This is a genomic window from Actinosynnema sp. NPDC023658, assembly GCF_040639995.1.
In the GTDB taxonomy this organism is placed as follows: domain Bacteria; phylum Actinomycetota; class Actinomycetes; order Mycobacteriales; family Pseudonocardiaceae; genus Actinosynnema.
On record NZ_JBFAAX010000068.1, the window covers coordinates 1 to 21,341 of the forward strand.

Here is a 21,341-nt window from a genome sequence, read left to right on the forward strand (position 1 = left end):
GCCGGTGGCGGTTTCCGCCCCGGTGGCGGCGGCGGTGGCGCCCCGGCCGGTGGTGGCGGCGGTTTCCGCGGTCGTCCCGGTGGTGGCGGTCCCGGTGGTCGCGGCGGTGCCGCGGGTGCCTTCGGCCGTCCCGGTGGTCCGGCGCGTCGTGGTCGCAAGTCGAAGCGCCAGAAGCGCCAGGAGTACATGGACAACATGCAGGCGCCTTCGGTCGGTGGCGTCCGCCTGCCCAAGGGCAGCGGCGAGACGATCCGCCTGCCGCGTGGCGCCTCGCTGACCGACTTCGCCGACAAGATCAACGCCAACCCGGCTTCGCTGGTGCAGGTGCTGTTCCACCTCGGTGAGATGGTCACCGCGACGCAGTCGGTGTCCGACGAGATCCTGGAGCTGCTCGGCTCCGAGATGAACTACAACGTGCAGGTCGTGTCCCCTGAGGAAGAGGACCGCGAGCTGCTCGGGACGTTCGACATCACCTACGGCGACGACGCCGGCGGCGAGGAGGACCTCCAGATCCGTCCGCCGGTCGTGACCGTCATGGGTCACGTCGACCACGGTAAGACGCGCCTGTTGGACACCATCCGCACGGCGAAGGTGGCCGAGGGCGAGGCGGGTGGCATCACCCAGCACATCGGCGCCTACCAGGTGAACACGGAGCTCGAGGGCAACGAGCGACTCATCACCTTCATCGACACCCCGGGTCACGAGGCGTTCACCGCCATGCGTGCGCGTGGTGCGAACTCGACCGACATCGCGGTCATCGTGGTGGCGGCCGACGACGGCGTGATGCCGCAGACGGTGGAGGCGATCAACCACGCCCAGGCGGCCAACGCGCCGATCGTGGTCGCGGTCAACAAGATCGACAAGGAGGGGGCCAACCCCGCCAAGATCCGCCAGCAGCTCACCGAGTACGGGCTGGTCGCCGAGGAGTACGGCGGCGACACCATGTTCGTCGACATCTCGGCGAAGCAGGGCATCAACATCGACGGCCTGCTGGAAGCGATCCTGCTGACCGCCGACGCCTCGCTCGACCTGCGGGCCAACCCGGAGATGGAGGCGCAGGGCGTCGCCATCGAGGCGCACCTCGACCGCGGTCGCGGTCCGGTGGCCACGGTGCTGGTGCAGCGCGGTTCGCTCCGCGTCGGTGACTCGATCGTGGCGGGTGCCGCCTACGGTCGCGTGCGCCGCATGGTCGACGAGCACGGCGTGGACGTCACGGTGGCGACGCCGTCGCGTCCGGTGCAGGTCATCGGTCTGACCTCGGTGCCCGGCGCCGGCGACACGTTCCTCGTGGTGGAGGAGGACCGGGTGGCCCGGCAGATCGCCGAGCGCCGCCAGGCCCGCAACCGCAACGCGATGAACGCCGCGAAGCGCAAGCGCGTCAGCCTGGAAGACCTGGACGCCGCGCTGAAGGAGACCAGCGCCCTCACCTTGATCATCAAGGGTGACAACTCGGGTACCGTCGAGGCCCTCGAGGACGCGCTCATGAAGATCGAGGTCGGGGACGACGTCGAGCTGCGGGTCATCCACCGCGGTGTCGGTGGCATCACCGAGGGCGACATCAACCTCGCCGTCGCGGGTAGCGCCATCGTCCTGGGCTTCAACGTCCGGGCCGAGGGCAAGGCGACCGAGCTCGCGAACCGCGAGGGCGTGGACGTCCGCTACTACACGGTGATCTACCAGGCGATCGACGAGATCGAGCAGGCCCTGAAGGGCATGCTCAAGCCGGAGTACGAAGAGGTCCAGCTGGGCCGCGCGGAGGTCCGCGAGGTCTTCAAGTCCTCCAAGGTCGGCACGATCGCGGGTTGCCTCGTGATGTCCGGCGAGATCCGGCGCAACGCCCGGGCCCGCCTGCTGCGCGACAACAACGTCGTGCAGGAGAACCTGCCCATCAGCTCGCTGCGCCGGTTCAAGGACGACGCGACCGAGGTCCGCGAGGGCTTCGAGTGCGGTCTGACGCTCGGCAACTACAGCGACCTGAAGGTCGGGGACATCATCGAGACGTTCGAGATGCGCGAGAAGCCGCGCGCCTGATCGTCGTCAACCAGGTGCGGGGCCGTCGTCAGCGGCGGCCCCGCACCCCTGGACACCTGGTGATCATCTGTGTTCGTTGGTGCCCTTGAGCTGGACGTGCTGCTCGGCGACGTCCACTCGTTGAAGCAGAAGCGGTCCGTGGTCAAACCGATCGTGGCCGAGCTACGCCGCAGGTTCGAGGTGTCCGTCGCTGAGGCGGGCCACCTGGACCTGCACCGCCGCGCCCTGATCGGGGTGGCGGCCGTCGCCGCCGACGCCGAGCACGTGAGGGACGTCATGGCCGCCTGCGAGCGGCTGGTGGCCGGACGGCCCGAACTGGAACTTCTCTCCGCCCGGCACAGGCTGGTCGGGCCGGAGGACGACTAGCAACGTCGCCCCGCGAGGCGACGAATCGCAACGACAGGAGGGGAGCGCCGTGGCCGACCAGGCACGGGCTCGCAAGCTGGCCAAGCGGATCTCGCAGATCGTGGCTTCCGCGTTGGAGCACGAGGTGAAGGACCCGAGGCTGGCCCGCGTCACGATCACCGACACCAGGGTGACCGGCGACCTGCACGACGCGACCGTCTACTACACCGTGCTCGGTGAGAGGCTCGACAGCGAGCCGGACCTGGTGGGTGCGGCCGCGGCGCTGGAGAGCGCGAAGGGCGTGCTGCGCACCATGGTGGGGCAGCAGACCGGTGTGCGGTTCACGCCGACCCTGACGTTCGTCACCGACACCGTGCCCGACGAGGCGCGTCGGATGGACGAGCTGCTGGCCAAGGCGCGTGAGCTGGACGCCGAGGTGGCGCGCATCGCCTCCGGCGCCGAACCGGCGGGCGAGCCGGATCCGTACAAGCCTCCGCGTGACGCGGAGGACGGCGCGGACGCCGACTAGCGTTCTCCTCGTGCACACCGAGCCGAGCTTGAACGACCCGAGCGCGTCCGACGGTCCCCGCCGGTCCGACGACATCAGCGCGGACCTGGCCGAGGCCGCCCGCGTCCTGTCCACCGCCACCGACGTCACGCTGCTGGCGCACGTGAACCCCGACGCGGACGCGTTGGGCAGCGCGCTGGCGCTGGGGTTGGTCCTGCACCGCCGGGGCGTGGCGGTCCGGGTGTCGTTCGGCGCCCCCGACGAGGTGCCGGAGACGTTGCGGGACCTGGACGTGGCGGGCCTGCTCGTGCCCGCGTCCGCCGTTCCCGCCGCGCCTCCCGTGCTGGTCGCGCTGGACGCCGGCAGTGTCCGGCGGCTCGGTCCGCTGGCGGATCGGGTGTCCACGGCCGGTGTGGTCGTGGTGCTGGACCACCACGTGTCGAACCCGGGGTTCGGGCACGTCAACGTGGTGGACGACCGGGCCGAGGCGACCGCTCTGGTGGTGCTGCGGCTGCTGGACGAGCTGGGCGTGGAGCTGGACGAGCCGGTGGCCCGGTGCATCTACGCGGGTCTGGTGACGGACACGCGGTCGTTCCGGCACGCGTCGGCGGCCACGCACGAGGTGGCGGCCCGGCTGCTCGCCGCCGGGGTGGACGCCGAGGCCGTGGCCCGGCCGCTGATGGACTCCCACCCGTTCGGGTACCTGGGGATGTTGGCGAAGGTGCTGAGCCGAGCCCGCCTGGAGCGCGACGCCGCCGGCGGCCTGGGGTTCGTGCACGCCGTCGTGACGTTGGAGGACGCCTCCGGGCTGCGGCCCGAGGAGGTGGAGAGCGTGGTCGACCTGGTGCGCACCACGGCCGAGGCCGAGGTGGCGGCGGTCCTGAAGGAGCTGCGGCCGCTGTCGTGGTCGGTGTCGTTGCGCGCGGTGAGCGCGGTGGACGTGCGCGAGGTGGCGCAGCTGCTCGGCGGCGGTGGTCACCGGTTGGCCGCGGGCTTCACCGCCAGTGGTCCGGCCGACGAGGTGCTGGCGAACCTGCGTGCCGCCCTGGAGACCGTCGCCGCGTCCTGAGCGTTCAACTCGGGTGTTCCGAACGTAGGACACGCGTGACGCGGACGTAGGACACGCGCGTTCCGGACGTAGGACACGCGCGGGGGTCTGCGTTCGGGACAGGTGAGGGGTTGTGGTGCAGGAGGAGCGGGTTCCGGCCCGGCGGGTGGTCGGCTTGGCCGCGCCCGCCCTGGTGGTGCTGGCGGCCGAGCCGCTGTACGTGCTGGTGGACACGGCGGTCGTCGGGCACCTCGGCGCGCTGCCGCTGGCCGGGCTCGCCCTGGGCGGCGTGGTGTTCACGCAGGTCGCGACCCAGCTGACGTTCCTCTCCTACGGCACCACGGCCCGCACGGCCCGGCTGTTCGGCGCCGGGCGGCGGGCCGAGGCGGTCGGGGAGGGCGTCCAGGCGACGTGGCTCGCGCTGTTCGCGGGCCTGGTGGTGATCGTGCTCGGCCAGCTGTTCGCCGGTCCCGCCGCCCGGTTGCTGGCCGGCGGGGGCGAGGTCGCGGACAACGCCGTCGCGTGGCTGCGGATCGCGTTGTTCGGCGCCCCGTTCGTGCTGGTCACGATGGCCGGCAACGGGTGGATGCGCGGCGTGCAGGACACCCGCCGCCCGCTGCGGTACGTGCTGGTCGGCAACGGCATCTCGGCCGTGCTGTGCCCGGTCCTGGTGCACGGCGCGCACTGGGGGCTGGAGGGCTCGGCGGTCGCGAACGTGGTCGCCCAGGTGCTGTCTGCCGGGCTGTTCTTCCGGGCGCTGCGCAGCGAGCGGGTCAGCCTGCGGCCGGACCGCCACCGGGTGCGCGCCCAGCTCGGCCTCGGCCGTGACCTGGTGCTGCGCAGCCTCGCGTTCCAGGCGTGCTTCCTGTCCGCCGCGTCCGTGGCCGCGCGCACGTCGGTCGGCGCGGTCGGCGCGCACCAGGTGGTGCTGCAGCTGTGGACGTTCCTCGCGCTCGTGCTGGACTCACTGGCGATCGCCGCGCAGTCGATCGTGGGCGCGGCGCTGGGCGCGGAACGCCGGGAGCAGGCACGTCGGTTCGCCCGGCAGGTGACCGGGTACGGGCTGTGGTTCGGCGTGCTGCTCGGGGTCGTGTTCGCGGTGCTGTCCGGCCCGCTGCCGCACGTGTTCACCAGCGACCGGGCCGTGCTGGAGGAGGTGCCGCACGCGTGGTGGTTCTTCGTGGCGTTGCAGCCGATCGCGGGCGTGGTGTTCGCGCTGGACGGCGTGCTGCTCGGCGCGGGTGACGCGAGGTTCCTGCGGACCGCGACGCTGGCCTCGGCGGCGCTGGGGTTCCTGCCGCTGGTGTGGGCGTCCTACGCGTTCGGCTGGGGGCTGGTCGGGATCTGGAGCGGGCTGTCGGCGTTCATGGTGCTGAGGCTGGTGCTCGGGCTGGCGCGGGCCCGTTCGGGGAAGTGGGCGCGGATCGGCGTGGCGTGACGAGGGGCACCCCCAGGAATCGTTAACAGTAGGCAACTGTTTCTCGATACTGGGGGTGCCGCCGCACGGACACCGAGGAGATCTGCTTTGCCGGTCGATCGCGCCACCAAGCAAGCGTGGCTGATCTGGTCAACCGCCGTCGTCGTCTACGTCGCCGCCCTGTTCCACCGCACCTCGCTCGGCGTGGCGAGCCTGGAGGCGAGCGACCGCTTCTCCGTCGGACCGGCGGCGTTGGGCACGTTCACGGTGTTGCAGATCGGCCTCTACGCGCTGATGCAGATCCCCACCGGCCTGCTGGTGGACCGCTTCGGCCCGCGTCGCGTGCTGACCGCCGCCGCCCTGCTGATGGGCGCCGGCCAGGTGCTGTTCGCGCTCGCCGAGTCGTACCCGCTGGGCCTGGCCGCGCGCGCGGTGCTCGGCGTGGGCGACGCGATGACGTGGGTCAGCGTGCTGCGACTGGCCGCCGCGCACTTCCCGCCCCGCCGGTTCACCGTGGTGATGACGCTGTCCGCGGCGCTGGGCGGCGCGGGCAACCTGGTCGCGACCGTGCCGCTGACGCTGCTGCTGGACGACGCGGGCTGGACGGTGACGTTCCTGATCGCGGGCCTGGTGACGGCGTCGTACGCGGCGGTCGTCGCGTGGCGGGTCCGCGAGGCGCCCGACGGCGTGCCGCAGCCGGTGGTCGAACCGGTGCCGCTGCGCGCGTTGGGCGCGCGGGTGCGCGAGGCCTGGCGCGAGCCGAGCACCCGGCTGGGGTTCTGGGTGCACTTCACGTCGATGTCCGCGCCCGCCGTGCTCGGCCTGCTGTGGGGCTTCCCGTACCTGGTCGAGGCGCAGGGCCTGTCGCGGCCGTCGGCGTCGGCGGTGCTGAGCACCCTGGTGCTGGTGGCGGTCGTGACCGGGCCGGTGATGGGCACGGTGATCGGGAACCGGCCGGAGTGGCGGATGCCGATCGTCGGCACCTACCTGGCCGCGGCCGTGGTGTGCTGGGCGGTCCTGCTGGGCTGGCCGGGCGGTGTGCTGCCGACGCCGCTGCTGTACCTGCTGTTCGCGGTGCTGGCGGTGGGCAACCCGGTGTCCGGCGTGGCGTTCGCGCTGGTGCGCGACTACAACCCGCTGCACCGGGTGAGCACGGCGACCGGCGTGGCCAACGTCGGCGGGTTCGGCGCGGTCACGTTCACCGCGCTCGTCGTGGGCGTGGTGCTGGACCTGGTGGAGCCCGCTGTCGCGACGCCGCAGGCGTACCGGATCGCCTTCTTGTCGGTGGTGGCGGTGCTGGTGGTGGGCGTGTGGCGCACGGTGGTGTGGTGGCGACGGGCGCGCGCTGCGGTGTTCGCCGCCGAGGACCGCGGTGAGAGCGTGCCCGTGCACCTGCGCCGACGCCGTTGGGACGTCACGGCCGGCCGGGCTGACGGGAGGACGCTGGTCGAGGCCTAGGATCCTCGTCCGTGTCCGCATCCTCTGGTGTTCGCTCCTCCGGGCCCGTCCCGCCCGGTCTCGTCGTGATCGACAAGCCCGACGGCATGACCTCCCACGACGTCGTGGCCAGGGTCCGCCGCATCCTCGGCACCCGCAAGGTCGGGCACGCGGGCACGCTCGACCCGATGGCGACCGGCGTGCTCGTGCTCGGCATCGAGCGGGCCACGAAGCTGCTGGGCCACCTGGCGCTGGACAGCAAGGCGTACCTGTCGACGATCCGGCTCGGTTCGTCCACCACGACCGACGACGCCGAGGGCGAGGTGCTGTCCACGGCCGACGCGTCCGATGTGGACGAGGACGCGATTCGGGCCGGGGTGGCGAAGCTGACCGGCGCGATCGAGCAGGTGCCCAGCGCGGTGAGCGCGGTCAAGATCGACGGCAAGCGGGCGTACGCGCGGGTCCGGGCCGGCGAGGCGGTGGAGATCCCGGCGCGACCGGTGACCGTGCACCGCTTCGACGTGCTGGCGATCCGCCGCGAGGAGGCCGCCACCGAGCTCGACGTGATGGTCGAGTGCTCGTCCGGCACCTACGTGCGCGCGCTGGCCCGCGACCTGGGCGCGGACCTCGGCGTCGGCGGTCACCTGGCGGCGCTGCGCCGCACCCGCGTCGGTCCGTTCGACCTGCGCGTGGCCAAGACCCTGGAGCAGCTGGAGAGCGCGCCGGGCCTGTCCCTGGACCTCGACGCCGCCGTGTCCACCGCGTTCCCCCGCCGTGAGATCGCGCCCCGCGAGGCGGTGGCCCTCTCGCACGGCCAGCGCCTCGCCGCCGGTGGCCTGGACGGCACGTACGGCGTGTTCGGCCCGGACGGGCACGTCGTGGCGCTGGCGAAGGACGAAGGTCCGATCGCCAAGCCGTTGGTGGTACTCACCCCGGTCGGTTAGGGCCTACCGTGGGATTCATGGCGAGATGGGTGTGGCCCGCCGCGGCCGGTGTGGTGACCTCGGCCACGGGAGTGGCGATCAACCTGGCCACGGACGGCCGCGCGAACCCGTGGGCGTGGGCGGCGGTCGTGCTGCTCACCGCGTTGGGCGTGGTCATCGCGCTGCGCGTGCAGCCGGAGGCGCCGACGGCCCCGCCCGCCACCGGCGCACCGCCCGCCGCCGAGGACCCGCCGAAGCCGCAGGAGCCGACGACGACCGTGCACAACAGCGTCAGCGGCACCGTCAACGGCAGCCTGGTGCAGGGCGGCACCTTCGGCGCGGTCACGATCAACTCGCCCACCACCGTCAACCAGACCGCCATCGCCCGCGACGGCAGCACGATCCACCAGGCCGGCCGGGACGTCCGCCGCGACTAGGAACGGCCTTCGGAGGGCCGGACGCGTACGTCGGGTCCGGGCCTCCCGGTCGGCCGCTCCCCGTAGGCTTGCCGGCGTGCAACGCTGGAGAGGGCTGGACCACCTGCCGAGCGGCTGGGGTCGCTGCGTGGTGACCATCGGCGTGTTCGACGGGGTCCACCGCGGGCACCAGGCGCTGATCGACCGGGCCGTCGGCCTGGCCGCGGACCGGGGTGTGCCGAGCGTCCTGATCACCTTCGACCCGCACCCGTCCGAAGTGGTCCGACCGGGCAGCCACCCGGCCCAGCTGACGAGCCTGCGCCGGCGTGCCGAGCTGGTCGAGGGCCTGGGCGTGGACGTGTTCTGCGTGATCCCGTTCACCGCCGAGGTGGCGCGCACCCCGGCCGACGAGTTCGCGCACGAGGTGCTGGTCGACCGGCTGCACGTGGCGGCCGTGGTGGTGGGCGAGAACTTCACCTTCGGCCACCGGGCGGCCGGGAACGTGGAGCTGTTGCGGGAGCTGGGCAAGCGGTTCGGCTTCGTGACCGAGGGGGCGGATCTCGTGACCGACGACGGTGTGACGTACTCGTCGACCTACATCCGGGCGTGCATCGACGCGGGCGACGTGGCCGCCGCGGCGCAGGCGCTCGGCCGGCCGCACCGGCTGGAGGGCATCGTGGTGCGCGGCGACGGCCGCGGCAAGGAGTTGGGCTTCCCCACGGCGAACCTGTCCACCACGCGGTTCGCCGCCGTGCCCGCGGACGGCGTGTACGCGTGCTGGTTCGTGCACGGCTCGGGCCGCCGCCTGCGGGCCGCGGTGAGCGTGGGCACCAACCCGACGTTCTCCGGCCGGGAACGGCGGGTCGAGGCGTTCGTGCTCGACGTGGACGAGGACTTCTACGGGCAGCGCGTGGCGCTGGACTTCGTGGACCGCCTGCGCGACATGGAGAAGTTCGACAGCGTCGAGTCGCTGCTGGAGCAGATGCACCGCGACGTCGCCACGACCCGCGAACTCCTCGACGACCGGGACGACGTCTGACGGGTTGAACCAGGTGGGTGGAACCAGCCGTGCGCCACCCGACGACCTGGCAAGATGCCTGTCACGTCCGTCGGGCAGGGGAGAGGCGAAGGTGGAGGACCACAAGATCGTCCAGCGCAATCTCGCGTTGCAGCGGGAGTGGTACGGAGAGCCCCTGGGCGACCGGGTGCGTCGGCTCGTGGTTGCGTTCAGCGTCTCTCAGGCCCAGCTCGCGGACGTGCTGGGCATCAGCGCCCCCATGCTCAGCCAGGTGATGAGCGGTCGTCGGGCCAAGATCGGCAACCCCTCCGTGCTGGCCCGGATGATCATGCTGGAGCGCAAGGTCCTCACCCCCGACGTGGCCTCCGGCTCGCCCGAGGCGTTGCAGCGCGCGCTGGAGGACGTCCGCCAGTCGAAGCCCACGGTGAGCCGCGACTCACTGCCGGTGAACGGCACCGACGACGAGGCCGTGGTGTTCCCCTTCCTGCGCCGCCTGGCCGACCGCCGCGAGCTGTCGCAGGCCGCCGACGTGCTGGGCGAGGACTTCCCCGCCCTGGCCGAGCTGCTGCGCCGCGCGGGCAAGGTCCGCGACGCCTGACGCGCGCCCGGCACCCGACGCGCTCGGCACCCGACGCCGGCCGCCACCCCGACCCGAAGTCGAGCCCGAACCCGTGAGCCTGTTCTCCGCCCTCTTCCCTCCCGCCGACGTCGTCGAGGAGCTGCACGACGCCCTGCGCCCGCTCCGCTCCGCGCACCCCCGGCTGCGCTGGCTGCACCCGGCGCGCTGGCACGTCACCGTCCGGTTCTTCGGTGAGGCCGAACCCGCCGGTCAGCTCGACGGGCTGGACCGCGTCGCCGCGCCCGTGCTCAGGCTGCGCGGCAGCGGCACGTTCCGGCAGGTGCTGTGGATCGGCGTGGACGGTGCGCTGGACGAGCTGGGCGAGGCGGCCCGCGTGCCGGCGGACTGGCGACCGCACCTGACCGTCGCCCGCGGCGCCGTGCTGCCGCACGTGGAGTTCACCGGTCGTGAGTGGACCGCCACCGAGGTCTCGCTAGTCCGCAGCCACCCGGCCGAGGGTTACGCGGTGCTCGAGCGGGTGCGCTTGAGCACGTCAAACGCGTAGCGCGCGGCCACTGCTGGTAACCTCGACATTTGGGTCTGGCTGCGGTCCGTGGCGGCCAGCACCGACTACCCCGCTCACGCGGGGCCGCACGGCACTTAACCAGTACAAGGAGTAGCGACCACGTGGCACTGACCACCGAGCAGAAGAAGACCATCCTCACCGAGTACGGCGTCCACGACACGGACACCGGTTCGGCCGAGGCCCAGGTCGCGCTGCTGAGCAAGCGCATCGCGGACCTGACCGAGCACCTGAAGAAGCACAAGCACGACCACCACTCGCGTCGTGGTCTGCTCCTGCTGGTCGGCCGCCGCCGCCGGCTGCTGAACTACCTCCAGAAGGTGGACATCCAGCGCTACCGCGACCTGATCGGTCGGCTCGGCCTGCGCAGGTGAGGCGTGCCGAGGGGGAGTGACCACCACGGTCACTCCCCCTCGGCGTCATCGACAACAAAGACGAGGGAAGCACGCGCGGCGCACGGGACGACAGTTCGCCGGTCCTCGGTAGTGGCCCCCTGGTAGAGGAAACCCCAGGGGACTTCGATCGAAGACCGGCCTCGTCCGAACCGCGATCCCGCGCCTGAGCGCGCTGTGACCCGCATGACGAGGAGTACCCATATGACGGACATCGAGGTCCACGAGACTTCCGCTGTGATCGACAACGGTCGGTTCGGCACCCGCACCATCCGCTTCGAGACCGGTCGCCTGGCCCGCCAGGCGGCGGGTTCGGTCGTCGCCTACCTGGACGACGAGACGATGCTGCTGTCGGCGACGACGGCGTCGAAGCACCCCAAGGAGCACTTCGACTTCTTCCCCCTCACGGTGGACGTCGAGGAGCGCATGTACGCCGCGGGCCGCATCCCCGGCTCGTTCTTCCGCCGCGAGGGTCGCCCGTCGACCGACGCGATCCTCACCTGCCGGCTGATCGACCGCCCGCTGCGCCCGTCCTTCGTGGACGGTCTGCGCAACGAGATCCAGGTCGTCATCACGGTGATGAGCCTGAACCCGCAGGACCTGTACGACGTCGTGGCGATCAACGCCGCGTCCGCGTCCACGCAGCTCGCGGGCCTGCCGTTCTCCGGTCCCATCGGCGGCGTCCGGGTGGCGCTGATCGAGGGCCAGTGGGTGGCGTTCCCCACCCACGAGCAGCTGGAGAAGGCCGTGTTCGACATGGTCGTCGCCGGCCGTGTCGTCGGTGACGACGTCGCGATCATGATGGTCGAGGCCGAGGCCACCGAGAACGTCATCGACCTGGTCGGTGAGGGCGCGCAGGCGCCGACCGAAGAGGTCGTGGCGGCGGGCCTGGAGGCGGCGAAGCCGTTCATCAAGTCGCTGTGCGAGGCGCAGGCCCAGCTGGCGCAGGTCGCGGCGAAGGCCACCGGCGAGTTCCCGACCTACCCGGCCTACCAGGCCGACGCCTTCGAGGCCGTCGAGCAGGCCGCGTCGGCCGAGCTGGCGCAGGCCATGACCATCGCGGGCAAGCAGGAGCGCGAGTCCCGCATCGACGAGGTCAAGGCGTCGGTGCTGGAGAAGCTGGCCGAGCAGTTCGAGGGTCGCGAGAAGGAGGTCGGCGCGGCGTTCCGCTCGCTGACCAAGAAGCTGGTCCGCCAGCGCATCCTGCGCGACAAGGTCCGCATCGACGGTCGCGGCCTCACCGAGATCCGGTCGCTGTCGGCCGAGGTCGAGCTGATCCCGCGGGCGCACGGCTCGGCGCTGTTCGAGCGCGGCGAGACCCAGATCCTGGGTGTCACCACGCTGAACATGCTGCGCATGGAGCAGCAGATCGACTCGCTGTCCCCGGAGACGCACAAGCGCTACCTGCACCACTACAACTTCCCGCCGTTCTCCACCGGTGAGACCGGCCGCGTGGGCTCGCCCAAGCGCCGCGAGATCGGCCACGGCGCGCTGGCCGAGCGGGCGCTGATGCCCGTGCTGCCCAAGCGCGAGGAGTTCCCCTACGCGATCCGCCAGGTGTCCGAGGCGCTCAGCTCCAACGGCTCGACGTCCATGGGCTCGGTCTGCGCGTCCACGATGTCGCTGCTGAACGCCGGTGTGCCGCTGAAGGCGCCGGTCTCGGGCATCGCCATGGGCCTGGTGTCCGACGAGGTCGACGGCAAGACGGAGTACGTCGCGCTGACCGACATCCTCGGCGCCGAGGACGCGTTCGGTGACATGGACTTCAAGGTCGCCGGCACCAAGGAGTTCGTCACCGCGCTCCAGCTCGACACCAAGCTCGACGGCATCCCGTCCGACGTGCTCGGTGCGGCCCTGGGCCAGGCCCGCGACGCGCGCCTGACCATCCTGGAGGTCATGGCCGAGGCCATCGACAGCCCGGACGAGATGAGCCCGTTCGCGCCGCGCGTGACGTCGGTCAAGATCCCGACCGACAAGATCGGCGAGGTCATCGGCCCGAAGGGCAAGATGATCAACTCGATCACCGAGCAGACCGGTGCCGACATCTCCATCGAGGACGACGGCACGATCTACGTCGGCGCGGCGGACGGCCCCTCGGCCGAGGCCGCGATCGGCCTGATCAACGCGATCGCGAACCCGCAGCTGCCGAAGGTGGGCGAGCGCTTCCTGGGCACCGTGGTGAAGACCGCGGCGTTCGGCGCGTTCGTGTCCCTGCTCCCCGGCAAGGACGGCCTGATCCACATCTCCAAGCTCGGCAACGGCAAGCGGATCGCCAAGGTCGAGGACGTGGTCAAGGTCGGGGACAAGCTCCAGGTGGAGATCGCTGACATCGACCAGCGCGGCAAGATCAGCCTGGTCCTGGTCAACGACGACGCGGAGTCGGCCCCGGCCGGCGACGCCCCCGCCCAGGACACCGCACCCGCCGAGGCCCCTGCCCAGTGAGTGCTGGTCCAGTGACGACGAGCGTCAACGGGACGGCCGCGGGTGCTTCTGGCACCCGCGGCCGTCCGCTTGCGCGCAGGCTCGGGCACCTGCAGAAGCCCGGCAGCACGGTGGCGCTGGAACGCGGTGACGCGGGCGTGGCCGTGCGGCGCAGCGTGCTGCCGTCGGGCCTGCGGGTCATCACCGAGCGCATCCCCGGCGTCCGCTCGGCGTCGGTCGGCCTGTGGGTGCAGGTCGGGTCGCGCGACGAGCGGATCGAGGTCGCGGGCGCCGCGCACTACCTGGAGCACCTGCTGTTCAAGGGCACCGCGCGCCGGACGGCGGCGGAGATCGCGGAGGAGATCGACGCGGTCGGCGGCGAGCTGAACGCGTTCACCGCCAAGGAGCACACCTGCTACTACGCGCACGTCCTCGACGAGGACCTGCCGCTGGCGGTGGACCTGGTGTGCGACGTGGTCTTCGACGCGCTGTGCGAGCCGCGCGACTTCGAGACCGAGCGCGGCGTGGTGCTCGAAGAGATCGCGATGCGCGACGACGACCCGGAAGACCTGCTGCACGACGCGTTCCTGGAAGCCCTGATGGGCGGACACGTGCTGGGCCGCCCGGTGCTGGGCACCGAGCAGTCCATCGGGGACATGGACCGGAACGCGTTGTTCGGCTTCTACAAGAAGCGCTACACGCTGCCGCGGATGGTGCTCGCGGTGGCGGGCAACATCGACCACGCGCAGGTGATGCGCCTGGTGCGCAAGCAGGTCGGTGACCGGCTCGACCGCGTCGGCACGCCCGTCGCGCCGCGCGTGGGCCGCGCCCGCATCCCCGGTTCGCGCGGGCTGGTGCTGCACTCCGACGACACCGAGCAGGCGCACCTGATGCTGGGCGTGCGCGGGCTGGACCGGCACGACGAGCGCCGGTTCGCGTTGAACGTGCTCAACGCCGCCCTGGGTGGTGGCATGAGCTCGCGGCTGTTCCAGGAGGTCCGGGAACGGCGCGGCCTGGCGTACCAGGTGTACTCGTCGGTGGGTCTGTACGCCGACGCGGGCACGCTGTCGGTGTACGCGGGGTGCCAGCCGGACCGGCTCGGGGACGTGGCCGGTGTGGTCCGCGACGTGCTGTCCACCGTGGCCCGTGACGGGCTGACGGACGCGGAGGTGGCCCGCGGCAAGGGTCAGCTGCGCGGCGGGCTCGTGCTGGGCCTGGAGGACACCAGCTCGCGGATGTCGCGCATCGGCAAGGGCGAGCTGAACTACGGCGACTACCTGTCGGTGGAGCAGACGCTGGCGCGCATCGACGAGGTCACCGCGCAGGACGTGGCGACGTTGGCGCGTGATCTGCTGCGCCGCCCCGTAGCCGCGGCGGTGGTGGGCCCTTACGCTCACGCCGACGATCTGCCGTCCCAGGTGCACGAGGTGATCTCTTGAGTTCCCAGTCCCCGTCCGACCCCGCGAGCAGGTCTTCGGCCGAGCCGCTCCGGGTGGGTGTGATCGGCGCCCGCGGGCGCATGGGCGCCGAGGTGTGCCGTGCGGTCGAGGCCGCGCCGGACATGGAAGTCGTCGCGATGGTCGACGCGGGCGACTGGCTGTTCAACCTGGCCGACGCCGGCGCCGAGGTCGTGGTCGACTTCACCAACCCCGAGGTGGTGATGGACAACATCCGGTTCTGCGTGGACAACGACATCCACGCCGTCGTCGGCACCTCCGGGTTCGACGCGCGCCGGTTGGGCACCGTCTCGGAGTGGCTGGAGCCGAAGCCGGAGCTGGGTGTGCTGATCGCGCCGAACTTCGCGATCGGCGCGGTGCTGTCCATGCGGTTCGCGGAGCTGGCGGCTCCGTACTACGAGTCGGCCGAGGTCGTCGAGCTGCACCACCCGCGCAAGGTGGACGCGCCCTCGGGCACCGCCGCGCACACCGCCCGGCTGATCTCGCAGGCCCGCGAGGCGGCGGGCCTCGGCCCGATGCCGGACGCGACCACGCAGGAGGCGGACGGCGCGCGCGGCACGGTCGTGGGCGACGTGCGGGTGCACTCGCTGCGCATCGCCGGGATGATCGCGCACCAGGAGGTCGTGTTCGGCACGGACGGCGAGACGCTGACCCTGCGGCACGACTCGCTGGACCGCAAGTCGTTCATGCCCGGTGTGCTGCTGGCCGTGCGGTCCATCGCGAAGCACCCCGGGCTGTCCGTGGGCCTCGACAAGTACATGGACCTCTGAGCGTGGTCCCGGTCGGATGAGGACATGAAGGCCCGCACGGTCGCGTTCCTGATCACCGCCGCGCTGGTGGTGTACTTCGTGCTGCTCGGCGGCCGGGCCGTGGTGCTGCTGGGCACCGGCGACCCGGTCGGCATCGGCCTGGGCATCGGGGTGCTGGTGCTGCCGCTGATCGGCGCGTGGGTCGCGTGGACGAACGTCAGGTTCGGCTTCACCACCGAGCGGATGGCGCGGCAGCTCGACGCCGAGGGCGGTCTCCTCGACACGTCCGGCCTGCCGCGCCGCCCGTCCGGGAGGGTGGACCGGGAGGCGGCCGACGCGTGGTTCGAGGAGCGCCTGGCGGACGTGCGGGCGCGGCCGGAGGACTGGCGGGCGTGGTTCCTGCTGGCGCAGGCCTACGACCTGGCCGGTGACCGGGGTCGGGCGCGGGACACGATGCGCAAAGCCATCGACCTATTCCAGGTGCCGAAGAATCGGGTGTAAGCCACCTGGGTGAGACGCGATTCATTCGGTCTTAACCCGTTCTTGCCTTGGTTCTTTCGGGAGCTGATGGTTACCGTAAATGTGTGACGAAGACGTGTGAGAACCTGCGGCTGACTGTTGCCTGCCTGGTCATCACGGTCGCCGTGGGGATGGCGCTGGCACTCGGGTAGTGGTCACTCGACCGGGTGGTTAGACGTGCGCTCACCCGAATGCCGGGTAATCCGAGAGGCATGGATCGTTCAGCGGTGGACCGCCTCTACGAGTGCGACGTGCTGGATCGGCACGGCCGGCCCATCGGACCGGTCGCGGAGCTGTGGCTGGCCGGGGACCGCCCGCTGTGGGCCGCGGTGCGCAGGGACGGCGGGACGACGCTCGTCCCGATCCGCGGCGCCCAGGTGCGCGATCGCAGGCTCGTGGTGCCGGTGGAGCGGCGGGAGGTCGAGGACGCGCCGAAGGTGCGCGGGCGGGAGCTGTCCGACGCCGAGCAGGCCGAGCTGCACGACCACTACGGGTTGACGCTGCCCGAGCAGCGCCTGGTGCGCCACCAGCGAGGTGCCGGCGTCAGTGCACCCACCACCCCGCGACCGCGGCGGGAGACGCGGCCAGCACGCTGAAGCGGGCGAACCGGCCGACCACGCCGGTGGAGACGAAGAGCCACGACGACATGCCGGCCAGACCCGCCAGCACGGTGGTGAACATGAACGGCGGCAGGCCGACCACCGAGCTGACCGCGTGCGTGCCGAACATCCAGCGCGGGTGCCGGTGGCAGCGGGTGCGCACCCACTCCATCCGCGCCTTCCACCTGGTCCGCCACGGCGACAGCGGCTTGGACTGCTTCTCCTTGCGCTTCATGAAGCCGGGTAAGCGCAACGACCCGCGTGCGGCCAGGAAGTACAGCAGCTTGCCCAGCACCTGGCCCAACGCCACCGCGAGGCCGATCCACCACCACGAGATGCCCGGTTGCTGGGTCACCAGCCCGAGCACGAAGATCTCGATGCTGATCAACGGCACCAGCGCGGAGCCGAAGGCCACGCCGAACGTGAGGCACACCCACCCGAACACCCGGCGAGGCTACCTTCGCGGTCAAGGTTCGAGCAGTAGGGACAACCCCCCGGTAACCCTTATTTCCCGCAGCGGCCGCCCACCGGCGTCGAGGGTGCGCACGGTGCCGTCCGCCTCCCAGTCCGCTTTGCCGTAGAAGCCGATCGAGGCCTTGTCCGCTTCCGGCACCCACGCGACGCCCCTGGTCGCACCGGCCTCACGCAGGTGCAGGGCGGCCGTGGCGAGCAGCCTGCCGCCGTGCCCGCGCCGGCTCCAACGCGGTTCCACGAGCACGTTGAGCAGCGCGGTGGTCGCGGCGTCCTCGGGCAACGAGCCGTCCGCGTGCGCCACTTCTTCCTCGGGCGCCAACCCGGCGACGCAGAAACCGACCGTCCACGTGCCCTCGGCGGCGACGAACACCTGCCCGTGCGCGACCGCCTCGGCCCACGCGCGCGCGGTCTCGTCGACGTCGATCGCCTGGAGGACTTCGGCGGGCACCAGGTCGCGGTAGGCGGTCTGCCAGGTGTCGCGGTGGATGCGGGCGATCTCCGCCACGTCGTCGGGCTGCGCGGTGCGCACGGTGGCGTCGGCCATGGCGGAACCCTAGCGACCCGCGCGTCGGCCCGTGGCGGAGCGGTCGCAAGTGTGTGACGGAAAACCGCGTGATCCCACCGGTGCGGCATGACAGCGTGGGCGACGTGCGTTGGGCAGCGTTGGGCGTCGTGTACGTGGTCTGGGGTTCGACCTACCTGGCCATCAGGTTCACCATCGAGTCGATGCCGCCGCTGTTGTCGGGAGGGATGAGGTTCCTGGCGGCCGGAGCGGTGCTCGCGCTGCTCGTGGCGTGGCGCGGCGGGCTGCGGATGACGCGGCGGCAGTTCGGGTCGGCGGTGCTGCTCGGCGTGCTGCTGCCCGCCTGGGGCAACGGGCTCGTGGTGCTGGCCGAGCAGTCGGTGGCGTCGGGCTTGGCGGCGTTGCTGGTGGCGTCCGTGCCGCTGTACGTGGTGGTGATGCGGCGGATCGCGGGCGAGCGCCCGCACCGGGTGACGTACGCGGGCGTGGCCATCGGGTTGGTCGGGCTGGCCGCGTTGCTGCTGGACGACGTGGGCGAGTCGTCGTGGTGGGGGCCGTGGGTGGTGCTGCTGGCGGCGTTCGGCTGGGCGCTGGGGTCGTTCCTGAGCAACCGGTTGGACACGCCCGCGAACCCGTTCGCGTTGTCGGCGGTGGAGATGCTGGCCGGCGGCGCGGTGCTGACGCTGGTGGGGCTGGTCGCGGGGGAGCGGGTGTCGCTCGGCGCGATCACCACGTCGTCGTGGCTGGCGTGGGGCTACCTCGTGGTGTTCGGGTCGTTGCTGGCGTTCAGCTCGTACGTCTACGTGCTGGGGGAGCTGCCCGTGTCGACGGTGGCGACCTACGCGTACGTGAACCCGGCGATCGCGGTGGTGCTCGGGGTGTGGCTGGCGGACGAGCGGTTCGGGCTGTTCCAGCTGCTCGGCGGTCTGCTGGTGGTCGTGGCGGTGGTCCTGGTCGTCCGCGCCGAGCGGAAACGTCGTACCTGAGTGGGAGTATCCGTCCGTGCAGAAGATGAGCGCCGACGTCGCCCGCCGCATCGCCTTGGCCGCACAGGGTTTCGCTGATCCGCGCCCCGCGTCCGCGCCCGGTCGGCGGCACCTGCAGAAGGTGCTGTCGCGGATCCGGTTGCTGCAGCTGGACTCGGTGAACGTGGCCGTCCGGGCGCACTACATGCCGTTGTTCAGCCGGCTCGGCGCCTACGCACCGTCCCTGGTGGACGACGCCGCGTGGTCGCACAGCGCCCGCAAGCCGCGGCTGCTGGTGGAGTACTGGGCGCACGAGGCGAGCCTGGTGCCGGTGGAGGACTGGCCGTTGCTGCACTCCGGCGCCAAGCGGCCGGGGTGGTGGAGGAACTACACGGTGGTCGCGGAGCGCTCGCCGCGGCTCGTGGACGACATCTTGGCGGTGGTGAAGGAACTGGGCCCGGTCGGCGCGGGCGCGATCGAGAGGGCGCTGGCCGGTGGCGGACCGCGGGCCAAGGACCACTGGGGGTGGAACTGGTCCGAGGTCAAGAAGGTGTGCGAGTACCTGTTCGGCGAAGGGGTGCTGACCACGGGTTCGCGGCGCGGCTTCGAGCGGTTGTACGACCTGAGCGAGCGCGTGCTGCCGCCGGAGGTGCTGGCGCGGCGGGCGTCGGTCTCGGCGGAGGAGGGTTCGCGGGAGCTGGTGGCGCGCGCCGCGACGGCCCTCGGCGTGGCGACGGAACCGGACCTGCGCGACTACTACCGCCTGCAACCGCAGCGCAGCAGGCAGGCCGTGGCGGAGCTGGTGGAGGCCGGCGTCCTGGAGCCGGTGGAGGTGCAGGGCTGGGGCGTGCCCGCGTACCGGCACGTCGAGGCGCGCGCGCCGCGCCGGATCACCGGTCGGGCGCTGCTGTGCCCGTTCGACCCGTTGATCTGGGAGCGGGCGCGGACCGAGCGGATCTTCGACTTCTTCTACCGGATCGAGATCTACGTGCCGGCGCCGAAGCGGGTGCACGGGTACTACGTGTTCCCGTTCCTGCTGGACGGCGAGCTGGTGGGTCGGGTCGACCTGAAGGCGGACCGGGCCGCGGGCGTGCTGCGGGTGCAGGCGGCGCACTCCGAGCCGACGGCGGACGTCGGGCGGGTCGCGGTGGAGCTGGCCGCCGAGCTGCGGCACATGGCGGACTGGCTGGGGCTGGACGACGTCGAGGTGGTGCCCAGGGGCGACCTCGCCCCGGCGCTGAAGGTGGCCGTGACGGGACCGTGACTACCCGATGGACTGACAGATGATGAAATCTGTCAGCCCAACAGGGATACTGGGTGCATGACGAACTCCACGAACCGCGTGACCCGGCGCCGCACCCTGGGGGCGACCGGTCCGGAGGTGTCCGCGCTCGGCCTCGGCTGCATGGGCATGTCCGACCTGTACGGCCCGGCCGACGAGGCGGAGAGCGTGGCCACCATCCACGCCGCCGTCGACGCGGGCGTGACGCTGCTGGACACGGGCGACTTCTACGGCATGGGCCACAACGAGCTGCTGATCCGCCAGGCCCTGCGCGACCGGGACCGCGAGGCCCTGGCGATCAGCGTCAAGTTCGGCGCGCTGCGCGACGCGGACGGCGGCTGGCGCGGCAACGACGGCAGGCCGGAGGCGGTGCACAACTTCCTCGCCTACACGCTGCGCAGGCTCGGCACGGACCACGTCGACGTCTACCGGCCGGCCCGCCTCGACCCGGCCGTCCCGATCGAGGAGACCGTCGGCGCGATCAAGGAGGAGGTCGAGAAGGGCCACGTCCGCCACATCGGCCTGTCCGAGGTCGGCGCGGACACCCTCCGCCGGGCCCACGCCGTGCACCCGATCGTCGACCTCCAGATCGAGTACTCGCTGGTGTCCCGGGGCATCGAGCGCGAGATCCTGCCGACGGCCCGCGAGCTGGGCATCGGCATCACCGCGTACGGCGTCCTGTCGCGGGGGCTGATCTCGGGCCACTGGACGCCGTCGAGGCAGCCGAACGACTTCCGCGCCGTCTCCCCGCGCTTCCAGGGCGAGAACCTCGACCACAACCTGGCCCTGGTGGAAGCCCTGCGCGAGGTCGCGAGCGAGAAGGGCGCCACCGTCGCCCAGCTGGCCATCGCCTGGGTCCTGGCCCAGGGCGAGGACATCGTGCCCCTGGTGGGCGCCCGCCGCCGCGACCGCCTGACCGAGGCGCTGTCCGCCGTGGACGTCGCGCTCACCGAGGCCGACCTGGCCCGGATCGAGGCCGCCGTGCCCGCCGACGCGGTCGCGGGCGAGCGCTACGCGCCGGCCATGATGGCCCACTTGGACAGCGAGCACTGACCCCGGAGCCGGAGCGCGCACAATCGACTCCGACGAGCCGGCGACACCAGGGGAGCACCACGTGGCGGAAGCGCTGACCGCGGAGGTCATCCTCGGCACCACCGAGGACGTCCTGCGCCGTTACGGCCCGGCCAAGGCGACGGTCGTGGACGTGGCACGGGCCCTGGGCGTGAGCCACGGCAGCGTGTACCGCCACTTCCCGACCAAGGCGGCGCTGCGCGAGGCGGTCACCCAGCGCTGGCTCGACCGCGCGCACGCGGGCCTGTCCGACATCGCCACCGCGGACACCCCCGCGCCGCAACGCTTGCGCGCCTGGCTGGCCGCGTTGTTCGAGGCCAAGCGCGCGAAAGCGTTGGGCGACCCGGAGCTGTTCGCCACGTTCACCGTGCTGGTGCGGGAGAACAGCGCCGTGGTGGCCGCGCACATCGCGGACATGGTCGGGGACCTGACCAGGATCGTCGCCGACGGGGTGGCGTCCGGTGACTTCAGCACCCCGGACCCGGTCGCGAGCGCCCGGGCGGTCTTCCGCGCCACCGCCCTGTTCCACGACCCGGCGCACGCCGACGAGTGGTCCGACCCGGACGCCGACGCCGCGTTCGACGCGGTCGTGTCGCTCCTGGTG

General features: G+C 71.9%; 23 protein-coding genes. 21 read left to right on the forward strand and 2 right to left on the reverse strand.

Annotated elements, in window-relative coordinates:
• From infB to AB0G02_RS11455, 17 genes are all read left to right on the forward strand, one after another.
• On the forward strand, positions 1–2,031 hold a 2,031-nt coding region (gene infB / locus AB0G02_RS11375), incomplete at its 5' end, for a translation initiation factor IF-2 (RefSeq protein ID WP_360792621.1).
• Positions 2,032–2,100: 69 nt separating this feature from the next.
• The gene (locus AB0G02_RS11380) at positions 2,101–2,397 is read left to right on the forward strand and encodes a DUF503 domain-containing protein (RefSeq protein ID WP_077006828.1); all 297 of its coding nucleotides are present in this window, start codon (positions 2,101–2,103) and stop codon (positions 2,395–2,397) included.
• Between the two features lie 49 nt (positions 2,398–2,446).
• Positions 2,447–2,905, forward strand: coding sequence for a 30S ribosome-binding factor RbfA (gene rbfA / locus AB0G02_RS11385; RefSeq protein ID WP_360792623.1), 459 nt, complete (start codon positions 2,447–2,449; stop codon positions 2,903–2,905).
• A gap of 73 nt (positions 2,906–2,978) precedes the next feature.
• A complete protein-coding gene (locus AB0G02_RS11390) occupies positions 2,979–3,953 on the forward strand; it encodes a bifunctional oligoribonuclease/PAP phosphatase NrnA (protein WP_360792659.1) in 975 nt (324 codons plus the stop codon).
• Between the two features lie 115 nt (positions 3,954–4,068).
• On the forward strand, positions 4,069–5,370 hold the full coding sequence (locus AB0G02_RS11395; protein WP_360792660.1) for an MATE family efflux transporter: 1,302 nt from the start codon (positions 4,069–4,071) through the stop codon (positions 5,368–5,370).
• Between the two features lie 87 nt (positions 5,371–5,457).
• On the forward strand, positions 5,458–6,807 hold the full coding sequence (locus AB0G02_RS11400) for an MFS transporter (RefSeq protein WP_360792625.1): 1,350 nt from the start codon (positions 5,458–5,460) through the stop codon (positions 6,805–6,807).
• A gap of 11 nt (positions 6,808–6,818) precedes the next feature.
• Positions 6,819–7,730: a tRNA pseudouridine(55) synthase TruB gene (gene truB, locus AB0G02_RS11405; RefSeq protein ID WP_360792627.1), complete on the forward strand. Its 912-nt coding sequence runs from the start codon at positions 6,819–6,821 to the stop codon at positions 7,728–7,730.
• 17 nt (positions 7,731–7,747) lie between these two features.
• On the forward strand, positions 7,748–8,146 hold the full coding sequence (locus AB0G02_RS11410; RefSeq protein ID WP_360792629.1) for a hypothetical protein: 399 nt from the start codon (positions 7,748–7,750) through the stop codon (positions 8,144–8,146).
• Between the two features lie 76 nt (positions 8,147–8,222).
• Positions 8,223–9,164, forward strand: coding sequence for a bifunctional riboflavin kinase/FAD synthetase (locus AB0G02_RS11415; protein ID WP_360792631.1), 942 nt, complete (start codon positions 8,223–8,225; stop codon positions 9,162–9,164).
• 91 nt (positions 9,165–9,255) lie between these two features.
• On the forward strand, positions 9,256–9,741 hold the full coding sequence (locus tag AB0G02_RS11420; RefSeq protein WP_360792633.1) for a helix-turn-helix transcriptional regulator: 486 nt from the start codon (positions 9,256–9,258) through the stop codon (positions 9,739–9,741).
• A 73-nt stretch (positions 9,742–9,814) separates the two neighbouring features.
• Positions 9,815–10,267, forward strand: coding sequence for a 2'-5' RNA ligase family protein (locus AB0G02_RS11425; RefSeq protein WP_360792635.1), 453 nt, complete (start codon positions 9,815–9,817; stop codon positions 10,265–10,267).
• Between the two features lie 122 nt (positions 10,268–10,389).
• Positions 10,390–10,659, forward strand: coding sequence for a 30S ribosomal protein S15 (rpsO, locus tag AB0G02_RS11430; protein WP_360792637.1), 270 nt, complete (start codon positions 10,390–10,392; stop codon positions 10,657–10,659).
• A 222-nt stretch (positions 10,660–10,881) separates the two neighbouring features.
• Complete coding sequence (locus tag AB0G02_RS11435; protein ID WP_360792639.1) at positions 10,882–13,119, forward strand: polyribonucleotide nucleotidyltransferase; 2,238 nt, start codon at positions 10,882–10,884, stop codon at positions 13,117–13,119.
• A gap of 11 nt (positions 13,120–13,130) precedes the next feature.
• Positions 13,131–14,537 (forward strand): pitrilysin family protein, encoded by a 1,407-nt coding sequence (locus tag AB0G02_RS11440; protein WP_360792641.1) that lies wholly within the window; start codon positions 13,131–13,133, stop codon positions 14,535–14,537.
• A complete protein-coding gene (dapB, locus tag AB0G02_RS11445) occupies positions 14,534–15,325 on the forward strand; it encodes a 4-hydroxy-tetrahydrodipicolinate reductase (protein ID WP_360792643.1) in 792 nt (263 codons plus the stop codon). Before AB0G02_RS11440 ends, dapB begins: the two co-directional genes overlap by 4 nt.
• Before the next feature lie 24 nt (positions 15,326–15,349).
• A complete protein-coding gene (locus AB0G02_RS11450) occupies positions 15,350–15,805 on the forward strand; it encodes a hypothetical protein (RefSeq protein WP_360792645.1) in 456 nt (151 codons plus the stop codon).
• 230 nt (positions 15,806–16,035) lie between these two features.
• A complete protein-coding gene (locus tag AB0G02_RS11455) occupies positions 16,036–16,419 on the forward strand; it encodes a hypothetical protein (RefSeq protein ID WP_360792647.1) in 384 nt (127 codons plus the stop codon).
• On the opposite strand, the gene AB0G02_RS11460 is transcribed toward AB0G02_RS11455, so the two are convergent.
• Complete coding sequence (locus tag AB0G02_RS11460) at positions 16,367–16,867, reverse strand: hypothetical protein (protein WP_360792649.1); 501 nt, start codon at positions 16,865–16,867, stop codon at positions 16,367–16,369. The two genes, AB0G02_RS11455 and AB0G02_RS11460, sit on opposite strands and share 53 nt — an antisense overlap.
• Positions 16,868–16,888: 21 nt before the next feature.
• Positions 16,889–17,440, reverse strand: coding sequence for a GNAT family N-acetyltransferase (locus AB0G02_RS11465; RefSeq protein WP_360792651.1), 552 nt, complete (start codon positions 17,438–17,440; stop codon positions 16,889–16,891).
• A gap of 104 nt (positions 17,441–17,544) precedes the next feature.
• Between AB0G02_RS11465 and AB0G02_RS11470 the strand changes: the two genes are divergently transcribed.
• From AB0G02_RS11470 to AB0G02_RS11485, 4 genes are all read left to right on the forward strand, one after another.
• On the forward strand, positions 17,545–18,405 hold the full coding sequence (locus AB0G02_RS11470; RefSeq protein WP_360792653.1) for an EamA family transporter: 861 nt from the start codon (positions 17,545–17,547) through the stop codon (positions 18,403–18,405).
• 25 nt (positions 18,406–18,430) lie between these two features.
• A complete protein-coding gene (locus AB0G02_RS11475; RefSeq protein WP_360792662.1) occupies positions 18,431–19,648 on the forward strand; it encodes a crosslink repair DNA glycosylase YcaQ family protein in 1,218 nt (405 codons plus the stop codon).
• Between the two features lie 57 nt (positions 19,649–19,705).
• Positions 19,706–20,719, forward strand: a complete 1,014-nt coding sequence (locus AB0G02_RS11480) for an aldo/keto reductase (protein WP_360792655.1) — start codon at positions 19,706–19,708, stop codon at positions 20,717–20,719.
• A gap of 61 nt (positions 20,720–20,780) precedes the next feature.
• Positions 20,781–21,341: TetR family transcriptional regulator (locus tag AB0G02_RS11485; protein ID WP_360792657.1), on the forward strand; the 561-nt coding region annotated here is incomplete at its 3' end.